General features: G+C 72.0%; 21 protein-coding genes. 5 read left to right on the top strand and 16 right to left on the bottom strand.

Annotation, left to right across the window (positions count from 1 at the left end):
• Positions 1 to 18 precede the first annotated feature (18 nt).
• The 6 genes from ABKA17_RS13235 to ABKA17_RS13210 all read right to left on the bottom strand — a co-directional run bounded on the left by ABKA17_RS13235 (position 19) and on the right by ABKA17_RS13210 (position 6,850).
• Complete coding sequence (locus ABKA17_RS13235; RefSeq protein WP_353692185.1) at positions 19 to 564, bottom strand: O-acetyl-ADP-ribose deacetylase; 546 nt, start codon at positions 562 to 564, stop codon at positions 19 to 21.
• Positions 561 to 1,970, bottom strand: coding sequence for a phytoene desaturase family protein (locus tag ABKA17_RS13230; protein ID WP_353692184.1), 1,410 nt, complete (start codon positions 1,968 to 1,970; stop codon positions 561 to 563). Before ABKA17_RS13230 ends, ABKA17_RS13235 begins: the two co-directional genes overlap by 4 nt.
• 257 nt (positions 1,971 to 2,227) lie before the next feature.
• Complete coding sequence (locus ABKA17_RS13225; RefSeq protein ID WP_353692183.1) at positions 2,228 to 3,073, bottom strand: inositol monophosphatase family protein; 846 nt, start codon at positions 3,071 to 3,073, stop codon at positions 2,228 to 2,230.
• Between the two features lie 117 nt (positions 3,074 to 3,190).
• Complete coding sequence (locus tag ABKA17_RS13220) at positions 3,191 to 5,017, bottom strand: gamma-glutamyltransferase family protein (protein ID WP_353692182.1); 1,827 nt, start codon at positions 5,015 to 5,017, stop codon at positions 3,191 to 3,193.
• A 61-nt stretch (positions 5,018 to 5,078) separates the two neighbouring features.
• On the bottom strand, positions 5,079 to 5,738 hold the full coding sequence (locus ABKA17_RS13215; RefSeq protein ID WP_353692181.1) for a response regulator: 660 nt from the start codon (positions 5,736 to 5,738) through the stop codon (positions 5,079 to 5,081).
• Entirely contained in the window at positions 5,735 to 6,850 is a 1,116-nt protein-coding gene (locus ABKA17_RS13210; protein WP_353692180.1) for a sensor histidine kinase, read from the bottom strand. Before ABKA17_RS13210 ends, ABKA17_RS13215 begins: the two co-directional genes overlap by 4 nt.
• A 167-nt stretch (positions 6,851 to 7,017) precedes the next feature.
• On the opposite strand from ABKA17_RS13210, the gene ABKA17_RS13205 reads away from it, so the two are divergent.
• Both ABKA17_RS13205 and ABKA17_RS13200 read left to right on the top strand, forming a co-directional pair.
• A complete protein-coding gene (locus tag ABKA17_RS13205) occupies positions 7,018 to 8,022 on the top strand; it encodes a carboxymuconolactone decarboxylase family protein (RefSeq protein ID WP_353692179.1) in 1,005 nt (334 codons plus the stop codon).
• Positions 8,023 to 8,183: 161 nt separating this feature from the next.
• The gene (locus ABKA17_RS13200; RefSeq protein WP_353692178.1) at positions 8,184 to 8,843 is read left to right on the top strand and encodes a hypothetical protein; all 660 of its coding nucleotides are present in this window, start codon (positions 8,184 to 8,186) and stop codon (positions 8,841 to 8,843) included.
• 22 nt (positions 8,844 to 8,865) lie between these two features.
• On the opposite strand, the gene ABKA17_RS13195 is transcribed toward ABKA17_RS13200, so the two are convergent.
• The 9 genes from ABKA17_RS13195 to ABKA17_RS13155 form a co-directional block, all read right to left on the bottom strand.
• The gene (locus tag ABKA17_RS13195; RefSeq protein WP_353692177.1) at positions 8,866 to 10,422 is read right to left on the bottom strand and encodes an NCS1 family nucleobase:cation symporter-1; all 1,557 of its coding nucleotides are present in this window, start codon (positions 10,420 to 10,422) and stop codon (positions 8,866 to 8,868) included.
• 155 nt (positions 10,423 to 10,577) lie between these two features.
• Positions 10,578 to 11,597, bottom strand: a complete 1,020-nt coding sequence (locus tag ABKA17_RS13190; RefSeq protein ID WP_353692176.1) for a TIGR03842 family LLM class F420-dependent oxidoreductase — start codon at positions 11,595 to 11,597, stop codon at positions 10,578 to 10,580.
• 11 nt (positions 11,598 to 11,608) lie between these two features.
• Complete coding sequence (gene hydA / locus ABKA17_RS13185) at positions 11,609 to 13,012, bottom strand: dihydropyrimidinase (RefSeq protein ID WP_353692175.1); 1,404 nt, start codon at positions 13,010 to 13,012, stop codon at positions 11,609 to 11,611.
• 98 nt (positions 13,013 to 13,110) lie between these two features.
• A complete protein-coding gene (locus ABKA17_RS13180) occupies positions 13,111 to 13,953 on the bottom strand; it encodes a nitrilase-related carbon-nitrogen hydrolase (RefSeq protein ID WP_353692174.1) in 843 nt (280 codons plus the stop codon).
• A 155-nt stretch (positions 13,954 to 14,108) separates the two neighbouring features.
• The gene (locus ABKA17_RS13175; RefSeq protein WP_353692173.1) at positions 14,109 to 15,656 is read right to left on the bottom strand and encodes a PucR family transcriptional regulator; all 1,548 of its coding nucleotides are present in this window, start codon (positions 15,654 to 15,656) and stop codon (positions 14,109 to 14,111) included.
• 28 nt (positions 15,657 to 15,684) lie between these two features.
• On the bottom strand, positions 15,685 to 16,974 hold the full coding sequence (locus ABKA17_RS13170; protein WP_353692172.1) for an aspartate aminotransferase family protein: 1,290 nt from the start codon (positions 16,972 to 16,974) through the stop codon (positions 15,685 to 15,687).
• Entirely contained in the window at positions 16,971 to 17,813 is an 843-nt protein-coding gene (locus ABKA17_RS13165) for a nitrilase-related carbon-nitrogen hydrolase (protein WP_353692171.1), read from the bottom strand. The genes ABKA17_RS13170 and ABKA17_RS13165 overlap by 4 nt, the downstream gene beginning before the upstream one ends.
• A 192-nt stretch (positions 17,814 to 18,005) precedes the next feature.
• On the bottom strand, positions 18,006 to 19,526 hold the full coding sequence (locus tag ABKA17_RS13160) for a hypothetical protein (protein WP_353692170.1): 1,521 nt from the start codon (positions 19,524 to 19,526) through the stop codon (positions 18,006 to 18,008).
• Positions 19,527 to 19,669: 143 nt separating this feature from the next.
• Entirely contained in the window at positions 19,670 to 19,921 is a 252-nt protein-coding gene (locus tag ABKA17_RS13155; protein WP_353692169.1) for a helix-turn-helix domain-containing protein, read from the bottom strand.
• Between the two features lie 32 nt (positions 19,922 to 19,953).
• Here ABKA17_RS13155 and map point away from each other — a divergent pair, with 32 nt between their 5' ends.
• The 3 genes from map (at position 19,954) to ABKA17_RS13140 (ending at position 23,974) form a co-directional block, all read left to right on the top strand.
• Positions 19,954 to 20,727, top strand: coding sequence for a type I methionyl aminopeptidase (gene map, locus ABKA17_RS13150; RefSeq protein ID WP_353692168.1), 774 nt, complete (start codon positions 19,954 to 19,956; stop codon positions 20,725 to 20,727).
• A gap of 79 nt (positions 20,728 to 20,806) precedes the next feature.
• On the top strand, positions 20,807 to 21,343 hold the full coding sequence (locus tag ABKA17_RS13145; protein ID WP_353692167.1) for a GNAT family N-acetyltransferase: 537 nt from the start codon (positions 20,807 to 20,809) through the stop codon (positions 21,341 to 21,343).
• Positions 21,344 to 21,430: 87 nt separating this feature from the next.
• Positions 21,431 to 23,974, top strand: coding sequence for an ATP-dependent Clp protease ATP-binding subunit (locus ABKA17_RS13140; protein WP_353692166.1), 2,544 nt, complete (start codon positions 21,431 to 21,433; stop codon positions 23,972 to 23,974).
• Here the strand turns inward: ABKA17_RS13140 and ggt are convergent, their stop codons facing one another.
• Positions 23,975 to 25,792 carry a gamma-glutamyltransferase gene (gene ggt / locus ABKA17_RS13135; RefSeq protein WP_353692165.1) on the bottom strand — a complete coding sequence of 606 codons (1,818 nt, stop codon included), beginning with the start codon at positions 25,790 to 25,792 and terminating at the stop codon, positions 23,975 to 23,977.
• Between the last annotated feature and the right edge of the window lie 22 nt (positions 25,793 to 25,814).

Genomic DNA, 25,814 nt, shown 5'->3' with positions numbered 1-25,814 from the left:
GCGGCCCGGTCGCGTACGTCAGCCGACCTCCGCGGCGAACACCGCGTAGGACCGCTCGTCGAACAGGACGAACCTGACCTCCGCCACGTCCGTCTCCGCGGCCCGTACCGTCGCCACGGCGATACGGGCCGCGTCCCGCATCGGCCAGCGGTAGACGCCCGTGGAGATCGCGGGGAACGCGACCGTGCGGGCGCCGAGTTCGTCGGCGACGCGCAGGGATTCGCGGTAGCAGGAGGCCAGCAGGTCGGAGCGGTCCTCGGCCTCGCTGAAGACGGGGCCCACGGTGTGGATGACCCAGCGGGCGTCCAGATCGCCGGCCGTGGTCGCCACCGCGCGGCCGGTCGGCAGGCCCTTGCCGAGGTGCGAGGCGCGCAGCTTGCGGCAGTCCTCCAGGATCGCCGGGCCGCCGCGACGGTGGATGGCGCCGTCGACTCCGCCGCCGCCCAGCAGCGAGGAGTTGGCCGCGTTGACGATGGCGTCGGCGCTCTCGCGGGTGATGTCGCCCTGGACGAGGGTGATGGCCGGGTCCGCCTCGCCCCGCTCATGGTGCCTGGGGTCGGTCATGTCTGCCGCAGCCTCCGCCACACGGCCTTCGCCGCGTTGTGTCCGGACATGCCGTGCACGCCCGGGCCCGGCGGGGTGGCCGACGAGCAGATGAAGACGGCCGGGTGCGGGGTGCCGTAGGGGAAGAGGGAGAGCTTGGGGCGCAGCAGGATCTGTAGTCCGGTGACCGCGCCGGAGCCGATGTCGCCGCCGACGTAGTTGGCGTTGCGGACGGCGAGTTCGGGTGGTCCGGCGGTGGCGCGGGCCAGGACCCGGTCGCGGAACCCCGGGGCGAAACGCTCCAGTTGGCGCTCGATGGCGTCGGTGAGGTCCCCGGTCCAGCCGCTCGGGACATGGCCGTAGGCCCAGAAGACCTGCTTGCCCTCGGGGGCCCGGGTGGGGTCCATGACACTGGGCTGCACCGTGATCATGAACGGCTTGTCGGGAGCCCGGCCCTGCCGGGACGCCGCGCGCAGGGCGGTGTCGATCTCCGTGCTGTTCGCGCCGATCTGCACGGTGCCGGCCGCGCGGGCCTCCGGGGCGGTCCAGGGCACCGGACCGTCGAGCGCGTAGTCGACCTTGAAGACGCCCGGGCCGTATCGGTAGCCGTCGTAATAGCGGCCGAAGCCGGCGATACGGGCCAGGGCGGTGGGCGAGGTGTCGAAGACGTACGCGCGGGCGGGCGGCAGGTCGTCGAGGCGCTTGACCTCGTAGTCGGTGTGGATGGCGCCGCCGAGGTCCTTGAGGTAGGCGGCGAGCGCGTCGGAGATGGACTGGGAGCCGCCGCGGGCGACGGGCCAGCCGCGGGCGTGGGCGGCCAGGGCGAAGACCAGGCCGATGGCGCCGGTGGCGAATCCGCTGAGAGGTGCCATGACATGGGCGACCAGGCCGGCGAACAGGGCCTTGGCGCGCTCGTCGCGGAAGCGGCGCAGCAGCCAGGTCGACGGGGGCAGGCCGGCCAGGCCGAAGCGGGCGAGGGTGACCGGGTCGCGGGGCAGCGCGGTGAGCGGCAGCGACATGAAGTCCCGTACCAGGGTGTCCCACTTGGGCAGGAACGGCTCGACCAGTCTGCGGTACGCGCCCGCGTCGCGCGGCCCGAAGGAGGCGGCCGTCTCGGCGACCGAGCGGGACAGCACGGCGGCGGTCCCGTCGGTGAAGGGGTGCGCCATGGGGAGGTCGGCGTGCAGCCACTCCAGGCCGTAGCGCTCCAGTGGAAGGGCGCGGAACGCGGGTGAGTTGATGCCGAGCGGGTGGGCCGCGGAGCACGGGTCGTGCAGGAATCCCGGCAGGGTGAGTTCCTCGGTGCGGGCTCCCCCGCCGACGGTGTCACGCGCCTCGAAGAGGGCCACGGAGAAGCCGCGGCGGGCCAGCTCCACGGCAGCGGTCAGTCCGTTCGGTCCCGCACCCACCACGCACGCATCGAGCATCGACGGCACCTTCGGACCCCTTCGTCAGCCGATGGCCACTGGATCAGGATAGGACGGGGCACCGACAGGCCGGGGTCGCGGGGCGCTCGAGCCACGGGTGGTGTCCGGCTCGTCACCGTCGGTGCCGGTCGGGTGCCGTCACCGCCGGTTTCGGGGCCCGTTCCCGCTCCGTCAGTGCCTTTGTCGCTGGTGTCGGGGCCCGGCCCCGGCCTCCCGATGCGGTCGGCTCAGGCCCGGCCCCCGTCGGTGCCGTCGGCTCAGGCCCCGCCTGCCAGCAGCCCCATGATCCGCCGTGCCGTTGCCGCGTCCCGTGCTGTGGTGAACGGCAGGGCGTTGCCGCCGGTGATGCGGAACGGCTCGCCGGTGACGGTGAGATGGGCGCCGCCCGCCTCCTCGACGAGGAGCAGGCCCGCCGCGTGGTCCCAGGCCGCTTCCCAGGAGAACGCGGTGGCGTCCAACTGACCGCGGGCGATGGCGAGATACTCGAGTCCGGCCGAGCCGCAGGCGCGGGGTGCGACACCGTCGGTCCACAGGCTCAGCAGGGCGCGCTTCTGCTCGTCGGTGGTGTAGTCCGGGTGGGAGGTGGCCACTTCGAGGTCCCGGCCGGGCTCGGGCGGGCCGGCGAACAGCCGCTCCCCGTCGAGGAACGCGCCCTGGCCGCGTACGGCGGTGGCGAGTTGGTCGCGGGCGGCCGCGTAGATCCAGGAGGCGCGCAGAACGCCGCCCTGGGCGAGTGCGACCAGGGTGCTGAAGCCGTCCTCGCCGCGCACGAACTGCCGTGTCCCGTCGACCGGGTCGACGATCCAGACCGGGGCGTCGCCGCGTATCGCCTCGTAGGAGGCCGGGTTGGCGTGCACCGCCTCCTCGCCGACGACGACGGAGCCGGGCAGGAGGCGGCCGAGCGCCTCGGTGAGGTGCTGTTCGGCGAGCCGGTCGGCGTCGGTCACCAGGTCGTGCGGGCCGGCCTTCTGGTCGACCTCGTGCGCGGCGAGGCGGCGCCAGCGCGGCATGATCTCGGCCGCGGCGGCCTTGCGGACCGCCTCCTCCACGTCGGCCGAGTGGCGGGCGAGAAACTCGTCGATGGTTTCCGTGTCTTCGATCATGACTCCATGAGAGCACGCGCCACTGACAATCCCCACCCGGTGGGTGGATGCCGGGTGGAATCGGCGTGAACAACCGACAGCTCGACCGACGGGTGGTCCGACCGGTCGTCCGGCAGGTCAGCGGCCCACCGCATATCCCTGCATACCTCGCGGGTTCGCCGCCGCCGACAGGATCCCCGTGCCCGGGTCCCGGGCGACCGCGCACAGCCGCCCCTCCGACCAGGCGTCGCCCACGGTGACGTCGTGCCCTCGCCGCCGCAGCTCCTCGACGACCGCCGGCTCCGTGCGGGCCTCCACGGTGACGCTGCCCGGGCGCATGCCGCGCGGGTAGAAGGAGCCGGGGAAGCTGTCGTTGTGCCAGTTCGGGGCGTCGATCGCGCCCTGGAGGTCGAGGCCGCCGCGGACCGGGGAGCGCAGGGCGACGGCGAGGAAGAAGTGCAGTTGCCACTGGTCCTGCTGGTCCCCGCCGGGGGTGCCGAAGGCCATCACGGGCACGCCGTCGCGCAGGGCGATCGAGGGGGTGAGGGTGGTGCGGGGGCGGCGGCCCGGGGTCAGCGAGTTCGGCAGCCCCTCCTCCAGCCAGGTCATCTGGAGCCGGGTACCGAGCGGGAAGCCCAGTTCGGGGACGACGGGGTTGGACTGGAGCCAGCCGCCGCTGGGGGTGGCGGCGACCATGTTGCCCCAGCGGTCGACGACGTCGAGGTGGCAGGTGTCGCCGCGGGTGGTGCCGTCGGCGGCGACCTCGGGTTCGCCGGGCACCGGGGAGGCGGGGCTCTTGGCGACGGTGGGTTCCCCGATCCCCAGGGGGCTGAAGCCGGGGTCGTCGGAGGCCACCACGTGCGCGTGCGCGCACAGCCGGGGCGTGCGACCGCCGGGGCCGCCGGGCCGCAGTTCGTGGGAGGCCTTGTCGCCGACCAGGGCCCGCCGCTCGGCGTTGTACGCGTCCGACAGCAGGTCGTCGAGCGGCACCTCGGCCGCGTCGCCGTACCAGGCCTCCCGGTCGGCCATGGCGAGCTTGCAGCCCTCGATCAGCAGGTGGACGTAGTCGGCGGACCCGTGGGCGGGCAGCTCGTCCGGCAGCAGTGCCAGCTGCTGGAGGAGCGCGGGGCCCTGGCTCCAGGGCCCGGCCTTGCACAGCGTCCAGCCCCGCCAGTCGTACGTCGCCGGAGCCTCGTAGGTCGCGGACCATCCGGCGAGGTCGTCGGCGGTCAGCGTGCCGGTGTTGCGCTGTCCGCTGGTGTCCATGGTGGGCCGCCGCGCCTGCCGGACGAGCGCCTCGCCGATGAACCCGGTGCGCCACACCTCCCGCGCTGCGTCGATCTGCGCGACCCGGTCGCCCGCGCCGTCGACCTCGGCGAGCAGCCGCTTCCAGGTGGCTGCGAGCGCGGGGTTGCGGAACAGTTCGCCGGGGCGCGGGGCCTTTCCGCCGGGCAGGTAGATCTCCGCCGACGAGGTCCACTCGGTCTCGAAGAGCTCCCGTACGGTCTCGACGGTCGCCCCGACGTTCTCCACGGGCGCGTGCCCGTTCTCGGCGTAGTCGACGGCGTACCGGAGCACGTCGGCGAGGGGCTTGGTCCCGTGGTCGCGGAGCAGGAGCAGCCACGCGTCGAAGGCGCCGGGGACGGCGGCGGCGAGGGGTCCGGTCCCGGGGACGAGGTCCAGGCCGAGCTCCTTGTAGTGCGCGACGGAGGCACCGGCGGGGGCGGCTCCCTGGCCGCACAGCACCTGGACCTCGCCGCCGGCCGGGGCGAGCAGGATCGGTACCTCGCCGGCGGGCCCGTTGAGGTGCGGTTCGACGATGTGCAGGACGAACGCGCCCGCCACGGCCGCGTCGAAGGCGTTGCCGCCGTCCTCCAGCACGGCCATCGCGGACTGCGAGGCGAGCCAGTGCGTGGAGGACACCATGCCGAAGGTGCCCTGGAGGGTGGGTCGGGTGGTGAACACGGGCGAGCTCCTCACGGCGGGACGGCGCTGCGATGATCGTACGCACGGGCGTGCCGGGAGCTCATTCGCGCGGCCGGACCAGTCCCGACTCGTAGGCGAACACCACCAGTTGGGCCCGGTCGCGGGCTCCGAGCTTCGTCATCGCGCGGCTGACGTGCGTCTTGACGGTGAACGGGCTGATGACCATGTGCGCGGCGATCTCCTCGTTGGTGAGCCCCCGGGCCGCCAGGGCCGTGACCTCGATCTCGCGGCGGGTCAGGCACTCCAGGCCGGGGGCCGTGGCGCGGTCCGGGGGTCTGGAGACGAACTCGCCGATCAGGGTGCGGGTGACCGCCGGGGACAGCAGCGCCTCGCCGCCCGCGACCACCTCGATGGCCTGCAACAGGTCGGCCGGGTCGGTGTCCTTCAGGAGGAAGCCGCTGGCGCCCGCGCGCAGTGCCTCGAAGACATAGCTGTCGAGGCCGTAGTTGGTGAGGATCACGACGCGTACGCCGGTCAGGGCGGGGTCGGCGGCGATGTGGCGGGTCGCCTCGATGCCGTTCATCACCGGCATCTGGACGTCGACCAGCGCGATGTCGGGCACCTCGGCCCGTACCAGCGCGAGCCCCTGTTCGCCGTCCGCGGCCTCGCCGACCACCTCGATGCCGTCCTCGGCCTCCAGCAGGGCCCGGAACCCGGCCCGCATCAGCGCCTGGTCGTCGACGAGCGCCACCCGGATCACGCGGCGTCCCCCACCGGCAGTTCGGCCCGCACGGAGAAGCCGCCCTCGGTGCGCGGGGCGGCGTGCAGGGTGCCGCCGAGTGCGGTGACGCGTTCACGCATGCCGGTCAGGCCGATGCCGGGCGCGAAGGGCCGCTCGGGGTCGGCGTTGCCGTCGTCCTCCACGCTCACCGTCACCCGGCCCTCGCCGTAGGCGAGCCGTACCCGCACCTTCGCAGGACCGGCGTGCCGTGCCGCGTTCGTCAGCGCTTCCTGGACGGTGCGGTACACCGCCTTCTCGACCGTGGCACCCAGGTCCCGCTCCTCACCCGTGACCGTCAGGTCGACCGCGAGGCCGGCCGCCCGGGCCCGTTCCACCAGCAGGGCGGGGGTGCCCATGACCTCGTCCGTGCGCAGCACCTCCAGCGTGGAGCGCAGTTCGCGCATCGCCTCGCCGCTCGCCTCCTGGATGGCGAGCAGGGCGGGCGGTATCTCCTCGCCGCGCTTGCGGGCGAGGTGCACGGCGACGCCCGCCTGGAGCTTGACGATCGAGATGCTGTGGGTGAGGGAGTCGTGCAACTCCCGGGCGATGCGCAGGCGTTCCTCGCCGGCCCGGCGCAGCGCCGCCTCCTCACGGGTGCGTTCCGCCTCCAGAGCGCGCTGTTCGGTCTGGCGCAGATACGCCTGCCAGTTGCGGTCGGCGAGGCCCGTCACGGCGGCGAACAGGAACCAGCCGGCGAGCAGCGCCGCGTTCTCCACGATGTCGCGGGTCGTCGGGCCCGTCACCACGTACGCCGTCAGGTACAGCCCGCTCGCCAGGAGCGCCCAGCCGCGGTGGCCGACCCGCGCGGCGGTGTGCACGGCGGCCAGGACGGGGAGGGCGGCCGGCAGTCCGGGCTGTGCGTGCAGGACGTAGGCCGCGCCGAAGGCGGTCGAGACGGCCAGTACCGCCCGTGGGGCCGCGCGGTAGAACGCGAGCGCGGCCGAACTCGCCACCACGAGGCCGTAGTCGACGACGGCCGTGTCGCCGTCGAAGGCGACCGTGGTCATCGCCAACGCGCCGACCACGACCGCCAGCGCCGCGTCGGCCAATCCCCTGCGTGTGACCATCTGCCCGCCCGTGTACCCACCCATGTCCGCACACTAGAGGGCCGTGGCGACACCCGCGTCACCCCTGTGGACAACTCCGCGACTACTCCCGACGTAGTAGGTCGCGGGCCGGTCCCGCCCCGGCGGCGCAGCGTCGACTCCCTTCGGACGTACGACGACCGCGGGCCCCGGCGCGGCGCACTCTGCTGTCCATGTCCACACCCTTCCGCTACACCGAGCCACTGCCGCCCAAGGCGGCCACCGGTCGCGTCGCCGAGGTCTACGCACAGCTCGCCCGCGACTTCGGCATCGACGAACCGGTCACCTTCGTGGTCCTGTCCTCCGCCCCCGAACTCCTCGCCCCCGCCTGGGCGTTGATGCGCGAGTCGCTGATCGCCGGGCCCGGCGGCCGCACCGGCAAGGAACTCGCGGCGCTCGGGGTGTCACTCGCCAACCGGTGCCCGTTCTGCGTGGACGCGCACACCGTGCTGCTGCACGCCACCGGCGACCACACCCTCGCCGAACGCCTCGCGCGCGGGGAGCACCCCGGGAACGAGGAGCACGCGCGCGTGCTGGAGTGGGGCAAGCGGACCCGGATACCGGGCGGCCTCGGTCCGGAGCCGTACCCGTTCCCGGCCGAGCACGCCCCCGGTTATCTCGGCACCGCGCTCGCCTTCCACTTCATCAACCGGATCGTGTCCGCGCTGCTCACCGAGAGCCTGCTGCCGGGCAACGCCCAGCGGTTCCGCGCGGTCCGCAGCCTCACGGGCCGCACCCTGGCCCGCACGGTACGCCGCCCGGCCAGGCCCGGCGCCGCGCTGGACCTGCTGGACCTCCCCGACCCCGGCGAGTCCCCCGCGTGGGCGGGCGGCACGACCGTCGGTCCGGCGTACGCGGCGCTGCTCAGGGCGGCCATGGCGGGCGGCAGCCTGCTCGACGCCGACGACCAGGATCTCGTGGAGGAGGCCCTCCAGGACTGGGACGGGGCGCACCCGCCCCTCGGCTCCGACGTCTTCCCCGACCGGCGCGAGCGACCTGGGGCCCGGCTGGCGCTGCTGGCCGCTCTCGCCCCGTACCGGATCACGGACGAGGACGTGGCCGCGTGGCGCCGCCCGGAGCACACCGATCACTGTCTGGTGCATCTCGTGGCATACGGGGCTTTTCTGGCGGTCGACCGGATCGAATCGGCGTTCGCCCGCGGCACCGTGCGGACATAACTGGACACACGGCACGTCAACACCCCTGCATGGTCACCCCACATACACGGCGTGTGCACGGAGCGAGTTGGCACTACCGCCCCACAGGGAGTCGTGTGACACTGGCGTCCCGTCCGCAGTGCGGACCCCCTCCGCACCGTCCCCCACGGAAAAGTGCGCCTGTGCGTTCCCTGCCTCTGCCGCTCGCCCTGACCGCGCGTCTGTCCCCGGTCGTCGTGCTCGCCGCCGCGGGCTGGTCGCTCTCCTCCGGCCCCGCCCCGAGCGCGGACAACGACTCCGCGTCGAACAGCGGCGGCGGCACCCGGTCCGCCTCGGCGCCGGCGACCGCGGCGGCCTCGAAGGCGTACGCCGCCTCCCCCTCGCCGTGCGGCAGCATCACCGCCAAGACCGTCAAGTCGCTGGTTCCGGGCGCCAAGACGGCCGGCAAGGAGATCCCGTCGACGGACACCAAGCTGCGCCGCACCTGCTCCTGGAACGCGCTCAAGGGCTACGACTACCGCTGGCTGGACGTGTCCTTCGAGATCACGGACTCGGACGAGGCGGCGCGGTCGACGTACAAGGAACGCGTCAAGGAGAAGAGCGGCGGCGGGGACGTCCCGGGCCTGGGCGACCAGGGCTACTCCATCGTGAACGTCACCACGGAGGACAAGCAGCAGACGCGTGAGGGCGTGGTGATCGTGCAGGCGTCCAACGCGCTGGTGGTCGTCACCTACAACGGCAGCGACTTCGAGTCGAAGAAGGCGCCCGACACCGACGTCATCAACAAGGGCGCCATCAAGGCGGCGAAGGACGCGGTGGCGGCGCTGGAGGACGGCCGGTAGCACCGGCCGCCCTCCCTCCGCGTCAGACCTTGAGGCCTTCCTGCTCCCTGCCCTTCGGCAGCATCAGCGCGAGGTACAGCACCATCGAGGCGCCCAGGCCCACGGCCCAGCCGTAGTCGGCCAGCGGCTTGAGGAACGGGATCAGCCCGTCCGTCGGGAACGGCCCCGTCTTGGCCCCGTCCGCGCCGACGGCCGAGTACGACCCGCCGACCGCGAGCAGACCGCCGACCACGAAGGCGGCGATGGCCCGCCAGTTCCAGCCGCCCGAGTACCAGTAGCGGCCGCCGGGCGTGTACAGGTCCGCCAGGTGCAGGACCGTACGGCGCACGATCCAGTAGTCGGCGATGAGGATGCCCGCGACCGTGCCGAGCAGACCGCCGACCACGCCGAGCCAGGTGAAGATGTAGAACTCGGGCGTGGAGATCAGCTTCCACGGGAAGATCAGGATGCCGACGACGCCCGTGATCAGGGCGCCCGTACGGAAGTTGATGAGCTTCGGCGCCAGGTTCGCCAGGTCGTACGCCGGTGAGACGACGTTCGCCGCGATGTTCACGGAGATGGTCGCGACCAGCACGATGATCAGGGCGAAGAGCAGTCCGAAGGCGTTGTCGGCCTTGGCGGCCAGCTCCACCGGGTCCCAGATCGCGGTGCCGTAGACGACCTCGGAGCCGGAGGTGACCAGCACGGCGAGGACCGCGAACAGCGTCATGGTCGTGGGAAGTCCCAGCGACTGACCCCAGGTCTGCGCCTTCTGGCTGGCGCCGAAGCGGGTGAAGTCGGGGATGTTGAGCGACAGCGTCGCCCAGAAGCCGATCATGCCCATCAGTGAGGGGAAGAAGACCGGCCAGAAGTCCGGGCCCCAGCCGAGCTTGGAGGGCTGGTCGAGCAGCGCGCCGAAGCCGTCGGCCTTGACCGCGATCCAGGCCAGCAGCACGAGCGCGCCGACGATGACGAAGGGCGCGGCCCAGTTCTCGAAGTGCCGCAGGAAGTCCATGCCGCGGTAGATGATGGCGATCTGGAGCGCCCAGAAGAGCAGGAAGCACAGCCACAGCGGCCACGGGTTCCCGGCGATCTTCCCCGCGTTCTCCCAGTGCCCGCCGGTCAGTTTGGAGCCCAGCGCGAAGATGCCGCTGCCGCCGATCCAGGTCTGGATGCCGAACCAGCCGCACGCCACGGCCGCCCGGATCAGCGCCGGGATGTTGGCGCCGCGCAGCCCGAAGGAGGCCCGGGCGAGGACCGGGAACGGGATGCCGTACTTGGGTCCGGCGTGCCCGGTGGCCAGCATCGGCAGCAGCACGATGATGTTGGCCAGGGCGATGGTGAAGACGGCCTGCTTCCAGTCCATGCCGAGCGCGACCAGGCCGGAGGCCAGGGTCCAGCTGGGGATGCAGTGGGCCATGGAGATCCACAGCGCCGCGAAGTTGTACGTCGTCCACTTGCGTTCGGAGACCGGTACGGGGCGCAGGTCCTCGTTGGCGAAGGGACTGTCGGCGGGGTAGGCACCGGGGCTGAGTTCGATCCGGCCGTCGGGGCCGGCTGACTGGGATATCGGCGACCCCGTGGGGACTGTGTCGGTCATGGGCAGGCCAATCGATAAGAGCGGGACGGGATAGGCCGTGCGGGGGCCTTGGGCGAAGCCGGGGCGGGCAGGTGCCCCGGCTTCGCCACCCCTCCCCGGGACGGCGGGAAGGGGAGACAAGGTGTGGGGGGTCGGGTCGAACTGGCTTACAGGGGTCAGGCGTTGACGGCGGGGATCACCTTCGAGCCGTAGGCGTCGATGACGGTCTCCTGCGCGTCGTGCATGTCGTAGACGGCGAACTGGTCGACGCCGAGCTCGCGCAGGGCGTTCAGCTTCTCGATGTGCTTCTCCACCGGCCCGATGAGGCAGAACCGGTCGACGATCTCGTCGGGCACGAAGGCGGTGTCGGGGTTGTCGGCGCGGCCGTGGTGGGAGTAGTCGTACCCCTCGCGGGCCTTGATGTAGTCGGTGAGTTCGTCGGGTACGGCGGCGGAGTGCTCGCCGTACTTGGAGACCAGGTCGGCCACGTGGTTGCCGACCATCCCGCCGAACCAGCGGCACTGCTCCCGCGCGTGGGCGAGGGCTTCGGGCGAGTCGTCCTCGGTGACGTAGGCGGGGGCGGCGACGCAGATCTTCACCTCGGACGGATCGCGTCCGGCGGCGACGGCGGCGTCCTTGACCGCCTTCACCATGTACTCGGTGAGGTAGAGGTCGGCGAGCTGGAGGATGAACCCGTCCGCCTCCTCACCGGTCATCTTCAGCGCCTTCGGCCCGTACGCGGCCATCCATACGGGGAGTTGGGCGTCCTCCTTGATCCAGGGGAACTTGATCACCGTGCCGCCGAGGTCGGCCTCCTGACCGGAGCCGAGCGCCTTGATGACCTTCATGGCCTCGCTGATCCGGGCCAGGGTGTTCGGGGTGCGGCCCGCGACACGCATCGCGGAGTCGCCACGGCCGATGCCGCAGACCGTGCGGTTGCCGAACATGTCGTTGAGGGTGGCGAACGTGGAGGCGGTGACCTCCCAGGTACGGGTGCCCGGGTTGGTGACCATCGGCCCGACCGTCAACTTGCTGGTGTTGGCCAGGATCTGACTGTAGATCACGAACGGCTCCTGCCAGAGCACGGCGGAGTCGAAGGTCCAGCCGTACGTGAAGCCGTTGCGCTCGGCCCGCTTCATCAGGCTGACGACCTTCGAGGCCGGCGGGTCGGTCTGCAGGACGAGTCCGAAGTCCATGTGCGCCACTCCTAGTTGAGGTACTGACAGGTGGAGCGCGGGGTGTACGTGCCGTGCCCGGCGTGCCCGGTGTACTCCCGCTCGGTGATGACGAGTTCGCCGCGCGACAGGACCGTCTCGACCCGGCCCGTGAGGCGCTTGCCCTCGTACGCCGAGTAGTCGACGTTCATGTGGTGCGTCTCGGCGGAGATGATCTGCTCGGCGTGCGGGTCGTAGATGACGACGTCCGCGTCGGCGCCGGGGGCGATGGTGCCCTTCTTCGGGTACATGCCGAACATCCGGGCCGGGGTGGCGCAGGCGATCTCGATCCAGCGACGGCGGCTGATGTGCCCGTCGACGACGGCCTGGTGGAGCAGGTCCATGCGGTTCTCGACGCCCGGCAGACCGTTGGGGATCTTCGAGAAGTCGCCGCGGCCGAGTTCCTTCTGGCCGACGAAGCAGAAGGGGCAGTGGTCGGTGGAGACGACCTGGAGGTCGTTGGTCCTGAGGCCCTGCCACAGCTTGGCCTGGTGCTCCTTGGGCCGCAGCGGGGTGCTGCACACGTACTTCGAGCCCTCGAAGTCGGGCTCGGCGAGGTTGTCGGTCGACAGGAACAGGTACTGCGGGCAGGTCTCGCCGAAGACGTTGAGCCCCTCGTCACGCGCCCGCGCCAGCTCGGCCACTGCCTCCATGGCCGAGACGTGCACGACGTAGAGAGGTGCTCCGGCGACCTGCGCGAGCTTGATGGCGCGGTGGGTGGCCTCGGCTTCGAGCAGGGCCTTGCGGACCTCGCCGTGGTACCGCGGGTCGGTCTCGCCACGCGCCAGCGCCTGCTCGACCAGCACGTCGATCGCGATGCCGTTCTCGGCGTGCATCATGATGAGGCCGCCGTTGTCGGCGGAGCGCTGCATGGCGCGCAGGATCTGACCGTCGTCGCTGTAGAAGACGCCGGGGTACGCCATGAACTGCTTGAAGGAGGTGACGCCCTCCTCCACCAGCAGGTCCATCTCCTTGAGCGTCTCCTGGTTCACATCGGAGACGATCATGTGGAAGGCGTAGTCGATCGCGCAGTTGCCCTCCGCCTTGGCGTGCCAGGCGTCCAGGCCCTCGCGCAGGGAGTGGCCGACGCTCTGCACGGCGAAGTCGACGATCGTCGTCGTACCGCCCCAGGCGGCGGCCCGGGTGCCGGTCTCGAAGGTGTCGGAGGCGAAGGTGCCGCCGAAGGGCAGCTCCATGTGGGTGTGGGCGTCGACGCCACCCGGGATGACGTACTTGCCCGTGGCGTCGATGACCCGCTCGGCACTCCAGGCCTCGGCGGCCGGGGTGCCGGAGGCCGCGAGAGCGGCGATACGGCCGTCCTCGATCAGGACGTCGGCGTGGATCTCGTCGGACGCGGTGATGACGAGACCACCGCGGATGAGGGTACGGCCGACCATGGGTTCACGCTCCGTTCGGTTGTCTGAAGGTGCGGGTCGGATGTGGCTGGTCGCGCAGTTCCCCGCGCCCCTGAGGGGCGCGGGTGTGGCGGTCGGTTCTATGGAGCCGTCAGCGGGGCGTACGCGTCGGGGCGGCGGTCCCGGAAGAACTGCCAGCGGTCGCGCACTTCGCGGAGCTTGTTGAGGTCGAGGTCGCGCACGACCAGCTCGGTCTCCTTGTCGCTCGCCACCTCGCCCACGAACTGGGCCTCCGGGTCGACGAAGTACGTCGTCCCGTAGAAGTCGTTGTCGCCCAGCTCCTCCACGCCGACCCGGTTGATCGCGCCGACGAAGTACTCGTTGGCGACGGCCGCCGCAGGCTGCTCCAGCTGCCACAGGTAGGCGGACAGGCCGCGCGAGGTCGCCGACGGGTTGAAGACGATCTCGGCACCGGCCAGGCCCAACGCCCGCCAGCCCTCCGGGAAGTGCCGGTCGTAGCAGATGTAGACGCCGATCTTCCCGACGGCCGTGTCGAAGATCGGCCAGCCCAGGTTGCCGGGACGGAAGTAGAACTTCTCCCAGAATCCCGGGACTTGGGGGATGTGGTGCTTGCGGTACTTGCCGAGGTACGAGCCGTCCGCGTCGATCACGGCGGCGGTGTTGTAGAGGACGCCGGGCTGCTCCTCCTCGTACATGGGCAGGATCAGGACGATGCCCAACTCCTTGGCCAGCGCCTGGAATCGCTTGACGATCGGCCCGTCCGGGATCGCTTCCGCGTACTCGTAGAACGCCTTGTCCTGGACCTGGCAGAAGTACGGCCCGTAGAACAGCTCCTGGAAGCACAGGACCTGAGCACCCTGCGCGGCCGCGTCGCGGGCCGCCTGCTCGTGTACCTGGATCATCGATTCCTTGTCGCCCGTCCACGCGGTCTGGAAGAGGGCGGCGCGGATCACTCTGCTCATCGGGACCTCCGGTCACTCGGTGTGCGAGAAGAGTAGGAAGTCCGAAAACAGGCTTTGAGTTGCACGGTGTCACGTCTGCGGGCGTGCGGCGTGCCACGGTGTCACCCTCTCGTGGGCCCATGTTTCACCGCCGTTTTCCCAGGTCGTGGCATGTTTCAGCCCTGTTGCGCGTCGTGCGCGAGGAGTGCGATGTGCACCGAGGCGGCCTGTTCGAAGTCATCGAGGTCGACACCGAGCCGCCCCTGGATCGCTTCGAGCCGGCGGTACAGCGCGGGCCGGGAGACGTGGTGCAGCTGGGCGGTGCGGGACTTGTTGCGGCCGGTGGCGAGATACGTCCGCAGGACGGCGAGCAGGCCATCCCCGGAGCCCGAGTCGCACAGCAGCCCGTCCAGTTCCCGCTCCGCGAAGGACTGCACCTGCGGGTCGTCGCGCAACAGCCGTATCAGGCCCCGCAGATGAACGTCCTTGAGGCGTACGACAGCCGGGAGGTCGAGTACTCCGGACGCGACGGCGTCCGCGACATGCTGGGCCTCGCGCATCCCGGTGGGGACGTCGTCCCACGCCGTACGCGGGTCGGCGGCCGCCACCACCGTGTCCGGCAGCCGGGCCGCGAAGTTCGCCGTCAGGACCGAGGCGTCCTGGTCCCGGGCCAGACTCAGCAGCACGGCGGTCGCCCCGTCGGCGAGTTCGGCGACGATTCCGGACAGCCCCAACAGGCGTAGCACCCGGTCGAGTTCGGCCGGATCACTGTCCCGTACGACCAACGGCACGAACGTCCGCCGGTTGACGGGCAGCCCGGCCGCCCGCGCCCTCGGAAGCAGCTGCCGTGCCGGTACGACCCCGCTGACCAGGTCGGTCAGCAGGCTCTGCGCGGACTGCTCCTCCCAGGTGTGGGCGGAGTTCCCGGCGAGCATGCGGTGCAGTACGAGAGCCTCGGCGGCCCGGTCGGCGAGGAGCCGCCCGGTGGCGGTGTCCCCGCGGTACCCACAGAGCAGGATCTGGCCCCATCGCTCCCCGCGTCCGCCCAACTCGGCGCGGATCCAGCCGTCGCCCTCGCTGCCGCCGGCCTGCCGGGCGATGCGCTCCCAGTCGCGCAGCACGTCGTCGACGGCCGGCCGCTCCCCCGCCGTGGCGAGGACCCGGTGGGCGAGATTGGTGACGACGACCGGGCAGGCGCTGTGCTGGGCGACCTCGTCCAGCAGGCGTTGCAGCGGGGCGCCCGCGGTGATGAGGCCGGTGAGGGCGGTGCGTACGGCCTCGGAGAGGCTGACCGCGGCGAACTTCCGCCGTACGAGCCGGGATTGGACCTCCTCGGTCAGCTCGGCGAAGGGGAAGGGCCGGTGGAGGACCACCATGGGCAGCCCGCACCGCTCGGCCGCCCGGCGCATCACGTCCGGCGGCGCCGGGAACGCCCGCCCCAGGCCCAGCACGACCGCGGCCGCCTCCGCGCGGTGCAGGGACTGGATGTACTCGGCCTGCGCGCCCTCGTCACCGGCGAGCAGCACGCCAGTGGTCAGGACCATCTCCCCGCCGGTGAGCATGACGCCGACGTCGGGCGCCTCGGCGACGTGCACCCAGCGCACGGCCCGGTCGAGCTGGGCCGCGCCGGCCACCACCTCGGGCTCCCCGGCGAGCACCCGTTCCAGGGTGAGGACCTGGCGGACGGACAGGGCCGGTTCCAGGTGGTCCAAGGTGGTGGTCATGGCGGTGGTTCCCTTGCTCAGGCTGCTGCTACTGGATGCTCCTCAGAGCGTTCTCGAGGATCGCGGCGCCCTCCTCGGCCTCCGCGACGGTCAGGGACAGCGGGGGTGCGACGCGCAGGGCGCTGGTGTTGTGGCCGCCGCCCTTGCCGAGCAGCAGCCCGCCCTCGCGGGCCGCCTCCAGCACGGCGGACGCGGCGTCCGGGTCGGCCTGGTCGGTGCCGGGTTTGACGAGCTCGATACCGATCATCAGCCCGCGCCCGCGCACCTCCCGTACGCCGGGGATCTGGGCGGCGACGGCCCGCAGCCGCTCGATGAGGAGGCCGCCGACCCGCCGGGCGTTGCCCTGGAGGTCGTGCTCCAGCAGATACGACAGGTTGGCGAGGCCCGCCGCCATGGTGACCTGGGTGCCGCCGAACGTGGAGATGCTGTTGGCGTCCAGGCAGTTCATGATCTCGGCGCGGGCCACGACCCCGCCGATGGACATGCCGTTGCCGATGCCCTTGGCGAAGGTGAGGATGTCGGGCGGGCCGCTGCGGTCGTGGGCCTGCCAGCCCCAGAAGTGGTCGCCGGTGCGGCCCCAGCCGGTCTGCACCTCGTCGGCGATCCACAGGATGCCGCGCTCGGCGAGCACCTCGCGGAAGGCGGCGTACAGACCGTCCGGCGGTGAGGTGAAGCCGCCGACGCCCTGGATCGGCTCGGCGATCAGGGCGGCGGGCGGGCGGATGTGGCCGAGCAGGTCGGTCAGGTCGTCGACGCAGGCCGCGATGAACTCGTCGTCGCCGAGCGAGGCGTACGGGCCGCGCGTACGGACGCCGCCGTGGACGTACAGCGTCTGGAGCGGGGACAGCGAGGTCGGGGACCAGCCGCGGTTGCCGGTGATACCGACCGCGCTGAAGGAGCGGCCGTGGTAGCTGTTGCGCATCGCCAGGATCGTGTTGCTGCGCCGGTAGGTCGTCGCGAGCATCAGGGCGGTGTCGTTGGCCTCGGTGCCGGAGGTGGTGAAGAAGACGCGGGCGTCGGGGATGCCGGACAACTGGGCGATGCGCTCGGCCAGTTCGACCATCGGCCGGTTGAGGTAGAGGGTGGAGGAGTGGATGATCCGCCCGGCCTGTTCGGCGACCGCCTTGGTGACCTCGGGCAGCGCGTGCGCGGTCATCGTGGTGAGGATGCCGCCGAAGAAGTCGAGGTACTTGTTGCCCGCGGCGTCCCAGACGTGGCGGCCCTCGCCGTGGGTGATCTCCAGCGGGTCCCGGTAGTAGAGGGCGAGCCAGTCGGGCAGGACGGCCCGGTGGCGGCCCAGCAGGTCCTTGTCGGTCACGGCTGCACCAGCCCTTCGTAGGCGTCGGGCCTGCGGTCGCGGTAGAAGGCCCACTGCTGCCGTACCTCTTCGACGAGGTCGAAGTCGAGGTCCCGGACGATGAGTTCCTCCTCCTTGTCGCTCGCGGTGTCCCCGACGAACTGGCCGCGCGGGTCGACGAAGTAGGAGGTGCCGTAGAAGTCGTTGTCGCCGTACTCCTCGACGCCGACCCGGTTGATCGCGCCGACGAAGTACTCGTTGGCGACGGCCGCCGCGGGCTGTTCCAGACGCCACAGGTGGGCCGAGAGCCCACGGTGGGTGGCCGAGGGGTTGTAGACCAACTGGGCGCCGTTGAGGCCGAGTTGCCGCCAGCCCTCCGGGAAGTGCCGGTCGTAGCAGATGTAGACGCCGACCTTGCCGACGGCCGTGTCGAAGACCGGCCAGCCGAGGTTGCCCGGCTTGAAGTAGTACTTCTCCCAGAATCCCTTGACCTGGGGGATGTGGTGCTTGCGGTACTTGCCGAGGAAGGTGCCGTCGGCGTCGATCACGGCCGCGGTGTTGTAGTAGAAGCCGGACTGCTCGACCTCGAAGACCGGCACCACGATCACCATGCCGGTGTCGCGGGCGAGCCGTTGCATACGGACCACGGTCGGTCCGTCGGGCACCGGCTCGGCCCAGCGGTAGTGCTCGGGCTCCTGGACCTGACAGAAGTAGGGCGCGTTGAACACTTCCTGGAACCCGATGACTTTCGCGCCCTGCCGGGCCGCCTCCCGGGCGTGCTCCTCGTGTTTCGCCACCATGGACTCGGTGTCGCCGGTCCAGGTGGCCTGGACCAGAGCGGCACGTACGACGTTGGCCATGAGCTGCTCCTTCGACGGGACCTCAGAGCCTCTACGCCCGTAGATGCAGGCCGTAGAGGGTCGAAAGTAAGCCTCCCCGACAGCCTTGCCAAGACCATCGTCGTTAACCCGCTGAGTCGATCACGTTTCACACTCTCGTGGGTGAGCGGCGGGGTGGGCAGGAGACCTTGCCGCAGGGGCCCTCCGGCCCGCTCAGGCCGTGAATCCGGCGACCCTGAGCGCGTGGACGAGGTCCCAGTGGCGCTCCTCAGAGACACCCCGGGCGGCCTCCAGCAGCAGCGGTACGAGGGTCTGCGGGCCGGGTGCGGCGCTGCGGGCGGCCTCCTCCGGGGTGCGGACGCGGACGTACGCGTCGAGCAGCGCACTCACCTCACGGCGGCGGCCCTCGGTGACCAGACCCAGCACGGCGGCCCCGATCTCCTCGGCGGGCCGGGCCACGCCCTGCCGCAGGATCTGCTCCCCGTCGCTCCCGCGCCCGGCCTCGACCAGCGCGTCCGCCGCCGCGACCAGCCGCTCGGCGGGCAGCGAGGCGGCCTCCCAGAGCAGGCTCGCCCAGTCGTGCCCGAGCCCCGCGCGCTGGAGCTCGGCGGCGAGCAGCGGAAAACGGGCGGCGGGCCAGTGGGCGGCCTCGACGAGCAGGGCGTGCGCCTCCCCGCTGCGCCCCTCCGCGCGCAGCCGCACCAGCGCCTCGACGACCTGTACGACCTCCCGCCCGGCTCCCGCGTCCACCGACTGCGCCTGCGGCTCGGGCCGCGCCTCGGCCTGCCCGGCGGCCCCGGCGAACCGGGCACCGCGTGGCGTACGGCGGCTGCGGGCGGCGGGCGCGGGCAGTGCGGGCGCGGCGGCGGGCGGTACGACGACGGGGGCGGCCTCCTCCTCGGCGCCGCCTGCGAAGCGGGCACTGCCGCGGCGGCGTTTGCGCTGCTTGGGGGCGGGTTCCGGGGCGGGAGCGGCAGGGGCCGAAGCGGTGGCCGGATCGGCGGACCCGGTGTCGGCGCTCGGGCCGGCGGCGGGGTGCCCCGGCTCGACGGCCCACTCGGGCGTGGCGACTCGCGCCGGTCCCGCCGTGGACGCGTCACGCTGCTGCGGCATGCTCGGGGACCGGTCGCCGTACTCCTCCACCTCGCCCGGGCCGTACTCGCTCTCGATGCGGAACACCCCGCCGATGCGGCCGCGGCGGATCGCCTGGGCCCGGCCCTCCGCCGAGCGGCTGTCCAGTCGCTGCATACGGGACCGGAGTTCGGCGCACCGGACGGTCGCCCGCTCGTGGTCGTCGCGGGCCCAGGCGAGGTCGAGGCGGAGCACGTCGGCCTCCTCCCGGGTGGTGGCGGCGGCCAGCGCGTGCCCCAACTGGGTTTGGCGTTCGGCGGCGTACCGCTGCTCGCGGAGCATGACGTCGAGCCGGTCGCCGAGTTCGTCCCGGCCGCCGGGGCGGGCGTCGTACGCGGCCAGCGCCTCGGTGTGCAGGGCGCGGGCCTGTTCGGCCTCGGCCGCGGCCACTTCCGGGCCGTACTCGGTGGCCAGATCCTGAAGCAGCGCCTCCACCACGTCCCAGGGCGGCACCTCACGCCCCTCGAGACAGGCCCGCATACCGTCGGGGTCGCGTTGCCAGAACACCGCGCACCAGCCGCCGCCCTGATCGAGGCGCGCCAGCAGACCGTTCAGATAGTTCACGAACTCCCGTACCCGGCCCGGGAGTTGGTCCACTGCCATCACTCGACTCCCGCCAGACCGGATTACTCCGCTCCGAAGAAAACACCAGTTGTGTTACGGCGCGGCTACAGCGGCTTTTCGAACCGGACGCAAAGATCCCCGCCCACCCGGCGCCAGGCTGTGCGCCGCCGGGAGGCACGGGTTCAGACGACCACCAGTGCGCACCTCGCCGCGAGTTCGTCCATGGACAGTCCGAGGACGCCCGCCAGTGCGGCGACCGTGAAGAAGGCGGGGGTCGGCGCCCGGCCGGTCTCGATCTTGCGGAGGGTCTCGGCGGAGATGCCCGCACGGGCCGCGACCTCGGCCATGCTGCGGTCGCCGCGCGTCTCACGCAGCAGCCGGCCGAGCCGCTCGCCGCGTTCACGCTCTTCGGGGGTCAGGGGGGTGCGCACCATGCGCCCATTCTAATACCGGTATAGTAATTGGCATGGTGGAGCTGAAGACAGACACATCGATCGACGCCATGTACGCGGCGGGCCAGGTCGTGGGACGGGCCCTCACGGCCGTACGCAAAGCCGCTGACGTGGGCGTTTCCCTGCTGGAGCTGGACGAGGTGGCACACGACGTGCTGCGCGGGGCGGGCGCGACCTCACCCTTCCTCGGCTATCGGCCCTCCTTCGCGCCGACCCCGTTCCCGGCCGTCCTGTGCGCCTCGGTGAACGACGCGATCGTGCACGGCATCCCGACCCGCTACCGGCTGCGCGACGGCGACCTCGTCTCGATGGACTTCGGCGCCGAACTGGGCGGCTGGGTCGGTGACTCGGCACTCAGCTTCACGGTGGGGACCCCGCGCCCGGCCGACGTACGCCTGATCGAGACGGCGGAGCGCGCCCTCGCCGCCGGCATCGAGGCGGCCGTCGTCGGCAACCGCATCGGCGACATCGCGCACGCCATCGGCACGGTGTGCCGCGCCGGTGGTTACGGCATCCCGGAGGACTTCGGCGGACACGGCATCGGCCGCCGTATGCACGAGGACCCCGGGGTCCCCAACGAGGGCCGTCCCGGGCGGGGCATGAAGCTGCGCCACGGCATGGTCCTGGCGATCGAGCCGATGCTGATCGGTGGCGGCACGGACGGCTACCACGCGGATGTGGATGGCTGGACCCTGCGCACCAACGACGGTTCGCGCGCGGCACACGCCGAGCACACGGTGGCGATCACGGACGCGGGCCCGCGCATCCTGACGGCCCGCGCGGACTGACGGCACGCACGAACCGAGGGCCGCTGCCGCCGAGGAGACGGCCGTACTGCCGTACCGCGCCCGGCGGTTACCCTGCCCCATGCTGATCAGAAGGGGCACCGCCGCCGACGCCGATACCGTCGCCGCGCTGCACACGGCCAGCTGGCGCAGTGCGTACGCCGCGCTGCTGCCCGCCGCATATCTGCACGGCCCCGTGGCCGAGGAGCACCGGCGCAAGTGGCGGGACAGGACCGCAGCCCCCGCACCCGACCGTCTGCTGCTGACCACGTACCAGGACGGCGACCTGTGCGGATTCGTGTATCTGTGCGCCACGGCGGACGGCCGGGTCCACGTCGACAACCTGCACGTCCACCCGGACCGCGTCGGCACCGGCCTCGGCCGCCGGCTGCTGCGCCGCGGCTTCGGCTGGGCGGCCGCCGCGCACCCGGGCCGGGACGTCTTCCTGGAGGTGCTGCGGGGCAACGATCGTGCGATCGTGTTCTACGAGCGCCAAGGCGGCCTGCGCACGGCCGAACGCCCGCTGCGGCTCGCCCCGGACCTCGTGGTGGACGAGGTCGAGTACACCTGGCCCGCCGCACAGGTGGGTCGGCTGGGCGAGGACGGGCCAGAGGTGTAACCGGCTCCCGCGCGGGTTACCCGACCCCGGCACGTCGATCGGCGAGGGCGTCCCCGGGCCCTGCGGGGAAGCCGGATGGGAACGGCCATGACCAGCGGTTTCAATGGATCGGAAGGCTACGACCCCTTCGGCGAGTTCCTCGCCCGGTTCTTCGGCGGACCCCGCCCCGGCCCCCGGCAGATCAACATCGGACGGCTGCTCAGCCAGCCCGCCCGGGAACTGGTCCGGGGCGCCGCCCAGTACGCCGCCGAGCACGGCAGCCGGGACCTGGACACCCAGCACCTGCTGCGGGCGGCCCTGTCCGCCGAGCCGACCCGGACGCTGCTCAGCCGGGCCGGCGCGGACCCCGACGAGCTCGCCGAGGAGATCGACGAGCGGTCCGGCCCGGTGCAGCACCCGCCGGGCGAGGCCCCGCCGCCGACCTCGCTCTCCCTGACCCCGGCCGCCAAGCGCGCCCTGCTGGACGCCCACGACCTGGCCCGGGCGCGCGGCACCGGCTACATCGGCCCCGAGCACGTCCTGAGCGCGCTGGCCGCCAACCCCGACTCGGCGGCCGGGCACATCCTCAACTCGGCCCACTTCGCGCCGACCGGCCTGCCGCCCGAGACGGCGCAGGACACCGGACAGCCCCGCCCCGAGGCGCCCCGCCACACGGGCACCCCGACGCTCGACAAGTACAGCCGCGACCTCACCGAGCTCGCCCAGCAGGGCCGTATCGACCCGGTGATCGGGCGCGACGAGGAGATCGAGCAGACCATCGAGGTGCTCTCCCGGCGCGGCAAGAACAACCCGGTGCTGATCGGTGACGCGGGCGTCGGCAAGACGGCCATCGTGGAGGGGCTCGCGCAGCGGATCTCCGAGAGCGACGTCCCGGACGTGCTCAGCGGGCGCCGCGTCGTCGCCCTGGACCTGACCGGGGTGGTCGCGGGCACCCGCTACCGGGGTGACTTCGAGGAGCGGCTCAACTCCATCGTGGGTGAGATCCGGGCCCACTCCGACGAGTTGATCGTCTTCATCGACGAACTGCACACCGTCGTCGGCGCGGGCGGGGGCGGCGAGGCCGCCTCCATGGACGCCGGCAACATCCTCAAGCCCGCCCTGGCCCGGGGCGAGCTGCACATCGTCGGCGCGACCACCCTGGAGGAGTTCCGCCGGATCGAGAAGGACGCGGCGCTGGCCCGCCGCTTCCAGCCGATCCTGGTCCCCGAGCCGTCCGTCGCGGACGCCCTGGAGATCCTGCGCGGACTGAGCGACCGCTACGAGGCCCACCACCAGGTCCGCTACGCCGACGAGGCGCTGGTGGCCGCCGTCGAGCTGTCCGACCGCTATCTCACCGACCGGCGCCTGCCCGACAAGGCCATCGACCTGATCGACCAGGCCGGCGCCCGGGTCCGGCTGCGGGCCCGCACCAAGGGAACCGACGTACGCGCCCTGGAGCGCGAGGTCGAGCAGCTCGCCCGGGACAAGGACCAGGCGGTCGCGGACGAGAGCTACGAACAGGCCATGCAACTGCGCGACCGGATCACGGAGTTGAAGCGCAGGATCGACGAGGCCACCGGGCAGGTCGAGGCCGACGAGGGCCGGCACCTGGAGGTGACAGCGGAGGCCATCGCCGAGGTGGTGTCGCGGCAGACGGGCATCCCGGTCGCCAGCCTCACCCAGGAGGAGAAGGAACGCCTGCTCGGTCTGGAGGAGCACCTCCACGAGCGGGTCGTCGGACAGGAGGAGGCGGTGAGCGTGGTCGCCGAGGCGGTCATGCGCTCCCGTGCCGGGCTCGCCGGCCCCGACCGTCCGATCGGCAGCTTCCTGTTCCTCGGCCCGACCGGAGTCGGCAAGACCGAACTGGCCCGCGCCCTGGCCGCCGCCCTGTTCGGCAGCGAGGAGCGCATGGTCCGCCTGGACATGAGCGAGTACCAGGAACGCCACACCGTCAGCCGCCTGGTGGGCGCCCCGCCCGGATACGTCGGCCACGAGGAGGCCGGCCAGCTCACCGAGGTGGTGCGCAGGCACCCGTACTCGCTGCTGCTCTTCGACGAGGTGGAGAAGGCGCACCCGGACGTCTTCAACATCCTGCTCCAGGTCCTCGACGACGGCCGGCTCACCGACTCCCAGGGCCGCACGGTCGACTTCACCAACACGGTCGTGGTGATGACCAGCAACCTCGGCTCCGAGGCGATCAACCGCCGGGGCGCCGGCATCGGCTTCGGCCCGGGCGGCGCCGAGGCCGACGAGGAGGCGCGCCGCGAGCAGGTGCTGCGCCCGCTGCGGGAGCACTTCCGCCCGGAGTTCCTCAACCGCATCGACGAGATCGTCGTCTTCCGTCAGCTCACGGAGGAGCAACTGCGGCAGATCACCAACCTGTTGCTGGACCGTACCCGTCGCATGCTGCACGCCCAGGGCATCACGGCCGACTTCACCGACGCGGCCGTCGACTGGCTCTCCCGCCGCGGCTACCAGCCGGAGTACGGCGCCCGCCCGCTGCGCCGCACGATCCAGCGGGAGGTCGACAACCGGTTCTCCCGGCTGCTGCTCGACGGCGGGGTGGGCGAGGGCGGCCGGGTGACGGTGGACGTGGCGGACGGGCGGCTGGACTTCCGTACCGAGGACAAGCCGCCCGCACCGGAGTTGTGACTACGGCGCCGGATGCACCACCTGCGCCGAGCCTCCGCCACGCCGTACCGTCTCGGCGGCCGCCAGCCACTTGCCGTCGGGCAGCCGCTGTACGCCGGTCGCCGCGCCGATCTCCGCGTTCAGCCTGAACGAGTGCCCGATGGCCTCCAGTCGCGCCCTCAGTCCGTCGGGGCCGGTGTTGTTGAACAGGGCCGGCTCCAGCTCGGTCTGCGCGGCGTTGCGCTGGCTGGCCCGCGGCGCGGCGATCGCGTCCACCAGCGGCATCCCCCGGTCGAGGAACTCCGTCAGCACCTGGAGCACGGTGGTGATGATCGTCGCCCCGCCGGGTGAACCCACCGCCACCACGGGCTTGTTGTGCCGGTCCAGCACGATCGTCGGCGAGATCGAGGACCGCGGCCGCTTGCCGGGCCCCGGCAGGTTCGGGTCGTGCACGGCCGGGTTGGCGGGCACGAAGGAGAAGTCCGTCAGCTCGTTGTTGAGGATGAACCCCCGCCCGGGCACGGTGATCCCGCTGCCGCCGGTCTGCTCGATGGTGAGCGTGTAGGAGACGACGTTCCCCCACTTGTCGGCCACGGTCAGATGCGTGGTGTTCTCGCCCTCGTACGTCGTCGGCGCCGCCGTACCACCCGAGGCGCAGGCCGCCGGGTGCCGCGGATCGCCCGGCGCGACGGGACTGGTCAGCACCGCGTCGTCCTTGATGAGGCACTCACGGGAGTCGGCGTACTTCTGCGACAGCAGTTCCCTGGCCGGTACGTCCTCGAAGGCGGGGTCGCCGACCCAGCGCCCGCGGTCGGCGAACGCGATCCGGCTCGCCTCGATGTAGCGGTGCAGGTACTGGACCTCGCTGGCCTTCGAGAGGTCGGTGTTCTCCAGGATGTTGAGGGCCTCGCCGACGGTCGTGCCGCCGGAGGAGGAGGGTGCGATGGAGTAGACGCCGAGTCCGCGGTAGGTGGTCTTCGTGGGCGCCTGGAGCTTGGCGCGGTAGGCGGCGAGGTCCTTCTCCGTCAGGTCGCCCGGGCGGGCGTTCCAGCCGGAGGCGGGGTCCACGGGCGGCTCGTTGACGGTGTCGACGATCTCGTCGCCGAGGCGGCCGCGGTAGATCGCGTCGACGCCCTTCCTGCCCAACTCGGCGTAGGTGCGGGCCAGGTCGGGGTTCTTGAAGGTGGAGCCGACGACAGGGAGGGCCCCGCCCGGGAGGAACAGCTTCGCGGTGTCCGGGAAGTAGCGGAACCGGGTCTCGTTGAGGGCGGTCTGGGCGCGGAAGGTGTCGTCGACGGTGAATCCGTCGCGGGCGATCCGTTCGGCGGGCTTCAGGACGGTGCCGAGTCTTTTGCTGCCCCACTTGTCCAGGGCCGTCGCCCAGGTGGCGGGCGTGCCCGGGGTGCCGACGCTCAGTCCGCTGCTGACGGCGTCCGCGAAGGCGAGGGCCTTGCCGTTCTCGACGAACAGGTCGGAGCCGGCGCTCAGGGGGGCCGTCTCGCGTCCGTCGATGGTGTGCACCTTGCGGGACTTCGCGTCGTAGTAGACGAAGTAGCCGCCCCCGCCGATGCCGGAGGAGTAGGGCTCGGTGACGCCGAGCGCGGCGGCCGTGGCGACGGCCGCGTCGACCGCGTTGCCGCCCTTGCGGAGCACCTCGATGCCGGCGGCGGAGGCGTCGGCGTCGACGCTCGCGACGGCACCGCCGTAGCCGACGGCCACGGGTGTCTTCTGCGGGGTCGAGGAGCCGGAGGCGGCCCCCGGCGGCGCTGCCGCCCCGACCGAGACCACGGCGGACGAGACCGCCAGGACGAGAAGTTTCCGCGCGACAGGGCGACGCATGCGTACCTCCAGGCCGGGACCG

The organism is Streptomyces sp. RG80 (assembly GCF_040446465.1).
Lineage (GTDB): Bacteria > Actinomycetota > Actinomycetes > Streptomycetales > Streptomycetaceae > Streptomyces.
The sequence above is the reverse complement of the archived record's forward strand: the minus strand, read 5'-3'. Positions and strand labels throughout refer to the sequence as shown.

What these genes read in the sequence shown, in the direction of transcription:
- ABKA17_RS13235 (WP_353692185.1), bottom strand. Translation starts at nt 564, where the DNA reads ATGACCGACCCCAGGCACCATGAGCGGGGCGAGGCGGACCCGGCCATC.
- ABKA17_RS13230 (WP_353692184.1), bottom strand. Translation starts at nt 1,970, where the DNA reads ATGCTCGATGCGTGCGTGGTGGGTGCGGGACCGAACGGACTGACCGCT.
- ABKA17_RS13225 (WP_353692183.1), bottom strand. Translation starts at nt 3,073, where the DNA reads ATGATCGAAGACACGGAAACCATCGACGAGTTTCTCGCCCGCCACTCG.
- ABKA17_RS13210 (WP_353692180.1), bottom strand. Translation starts at nt 6,850, where the DNA reads ATGGGTGGGTACACGGGCGGGCAGATGGTCACACGCAGGGGATTGGCC.
- ABKA17_RS13205 (WP_353692179.1), top strand. Translation starts at nt 7,018, where the DNA reads ATGTCCACACCCTTCCGCTACACCGAGCCACTGCCGCCCAAGGCGGCC.
- ABKA17_RS13195 (WP_353692177.1), bottom strand. Translation starts at nt 10,422, where the DNA reads ATGACCGACACAGTCCCCACGGGGTCGCCGATATCCCAGTCAGCCGGC.
- ABKA17_RS13190 (WP_353692176.1), bottom strand. Translation starts at nt 11,597, where the DNA reads ATGGACTTCGGACTCGTCCTGCAGACCGACCCGCCGGCCTCGAAGGTC.
- hydA (WP_353692175.1), bottom strand. Translation starts at nt 13,012, where the DNA reads ATGGTCGGCCGTACCCTCATCCGCGGTGGTCTCGTCATCACCGCGTCC.
- ABKA17_RS13180 (WP_353692174.1), bottom strand. Translation starts at nt 13,953, where the DNA reads ATGAGCAGAGTGATCCGCGCCGCCCTCTTCCAGACCGCGTGGACGGGC.
- ABKA17_RS13175 (WP_353692173.1), bottom strand. Translation starts at nt 15,656, where the DNA reads ATGACCACCACCTTGGACCACCTGGAACCGGCCCTGTCCGTCCGCCAG.
- ABKA17_RS13165 (WP_353692171.1), bottom strand. Translation starts at nt 17,813, where the DNA reads ATGGCCAACGTCGTACGTGCCGCTCTGGTCCAGGCCACCTGGACCGGC.
- ABKA17_RS13160 (WP_353692170.1), bottom strand. Translation starts at nt 19,526, where the DNA reads ATGGCAGTGGACCAACTCCCGGGCCGGGTACGGGAGTTCGTGAACTAT.
- ABKA17_RS13155 (WP_353692169.1), bottom strand. Translation starts at nt 19,921, where the DNA reads ATGGTGCGCACCCCCCTGACCCCCGAAGAGCGTGAACGCGGCGAGCGG.
- map (WP_353692168.1), top strand. Translation starts at nt 19,954, where the DNA reads ATGGTGGAGCTGAAGACAGACACATCGATCGACGCCATGTACGCGGCG.
- ABKA17_RS13145 (WP_353692167.1), top strand. Translation starts at nt 20,807, where the DNA reads ATGCTGATCAGAAGGGGCACCGCCGCCGACGCCGATACCGTCGCCGCG.
- ABKA17_RS13140 (WP_353692166.1), top strand. Translation starts at nt 21,431, where the DNA reads ATGACCAGCGGTTTCAATGGATCGGAAGGCTACGACCCCTTCGGCGAG.
- ggt (WP_353692165.1), bottom strand. Translation starts at nt 25,792, where the DNA reads ATGCGTCGCCCTGTCGCGCGGAAACTTCTCGTCCTGGCGGTCTCGTCC.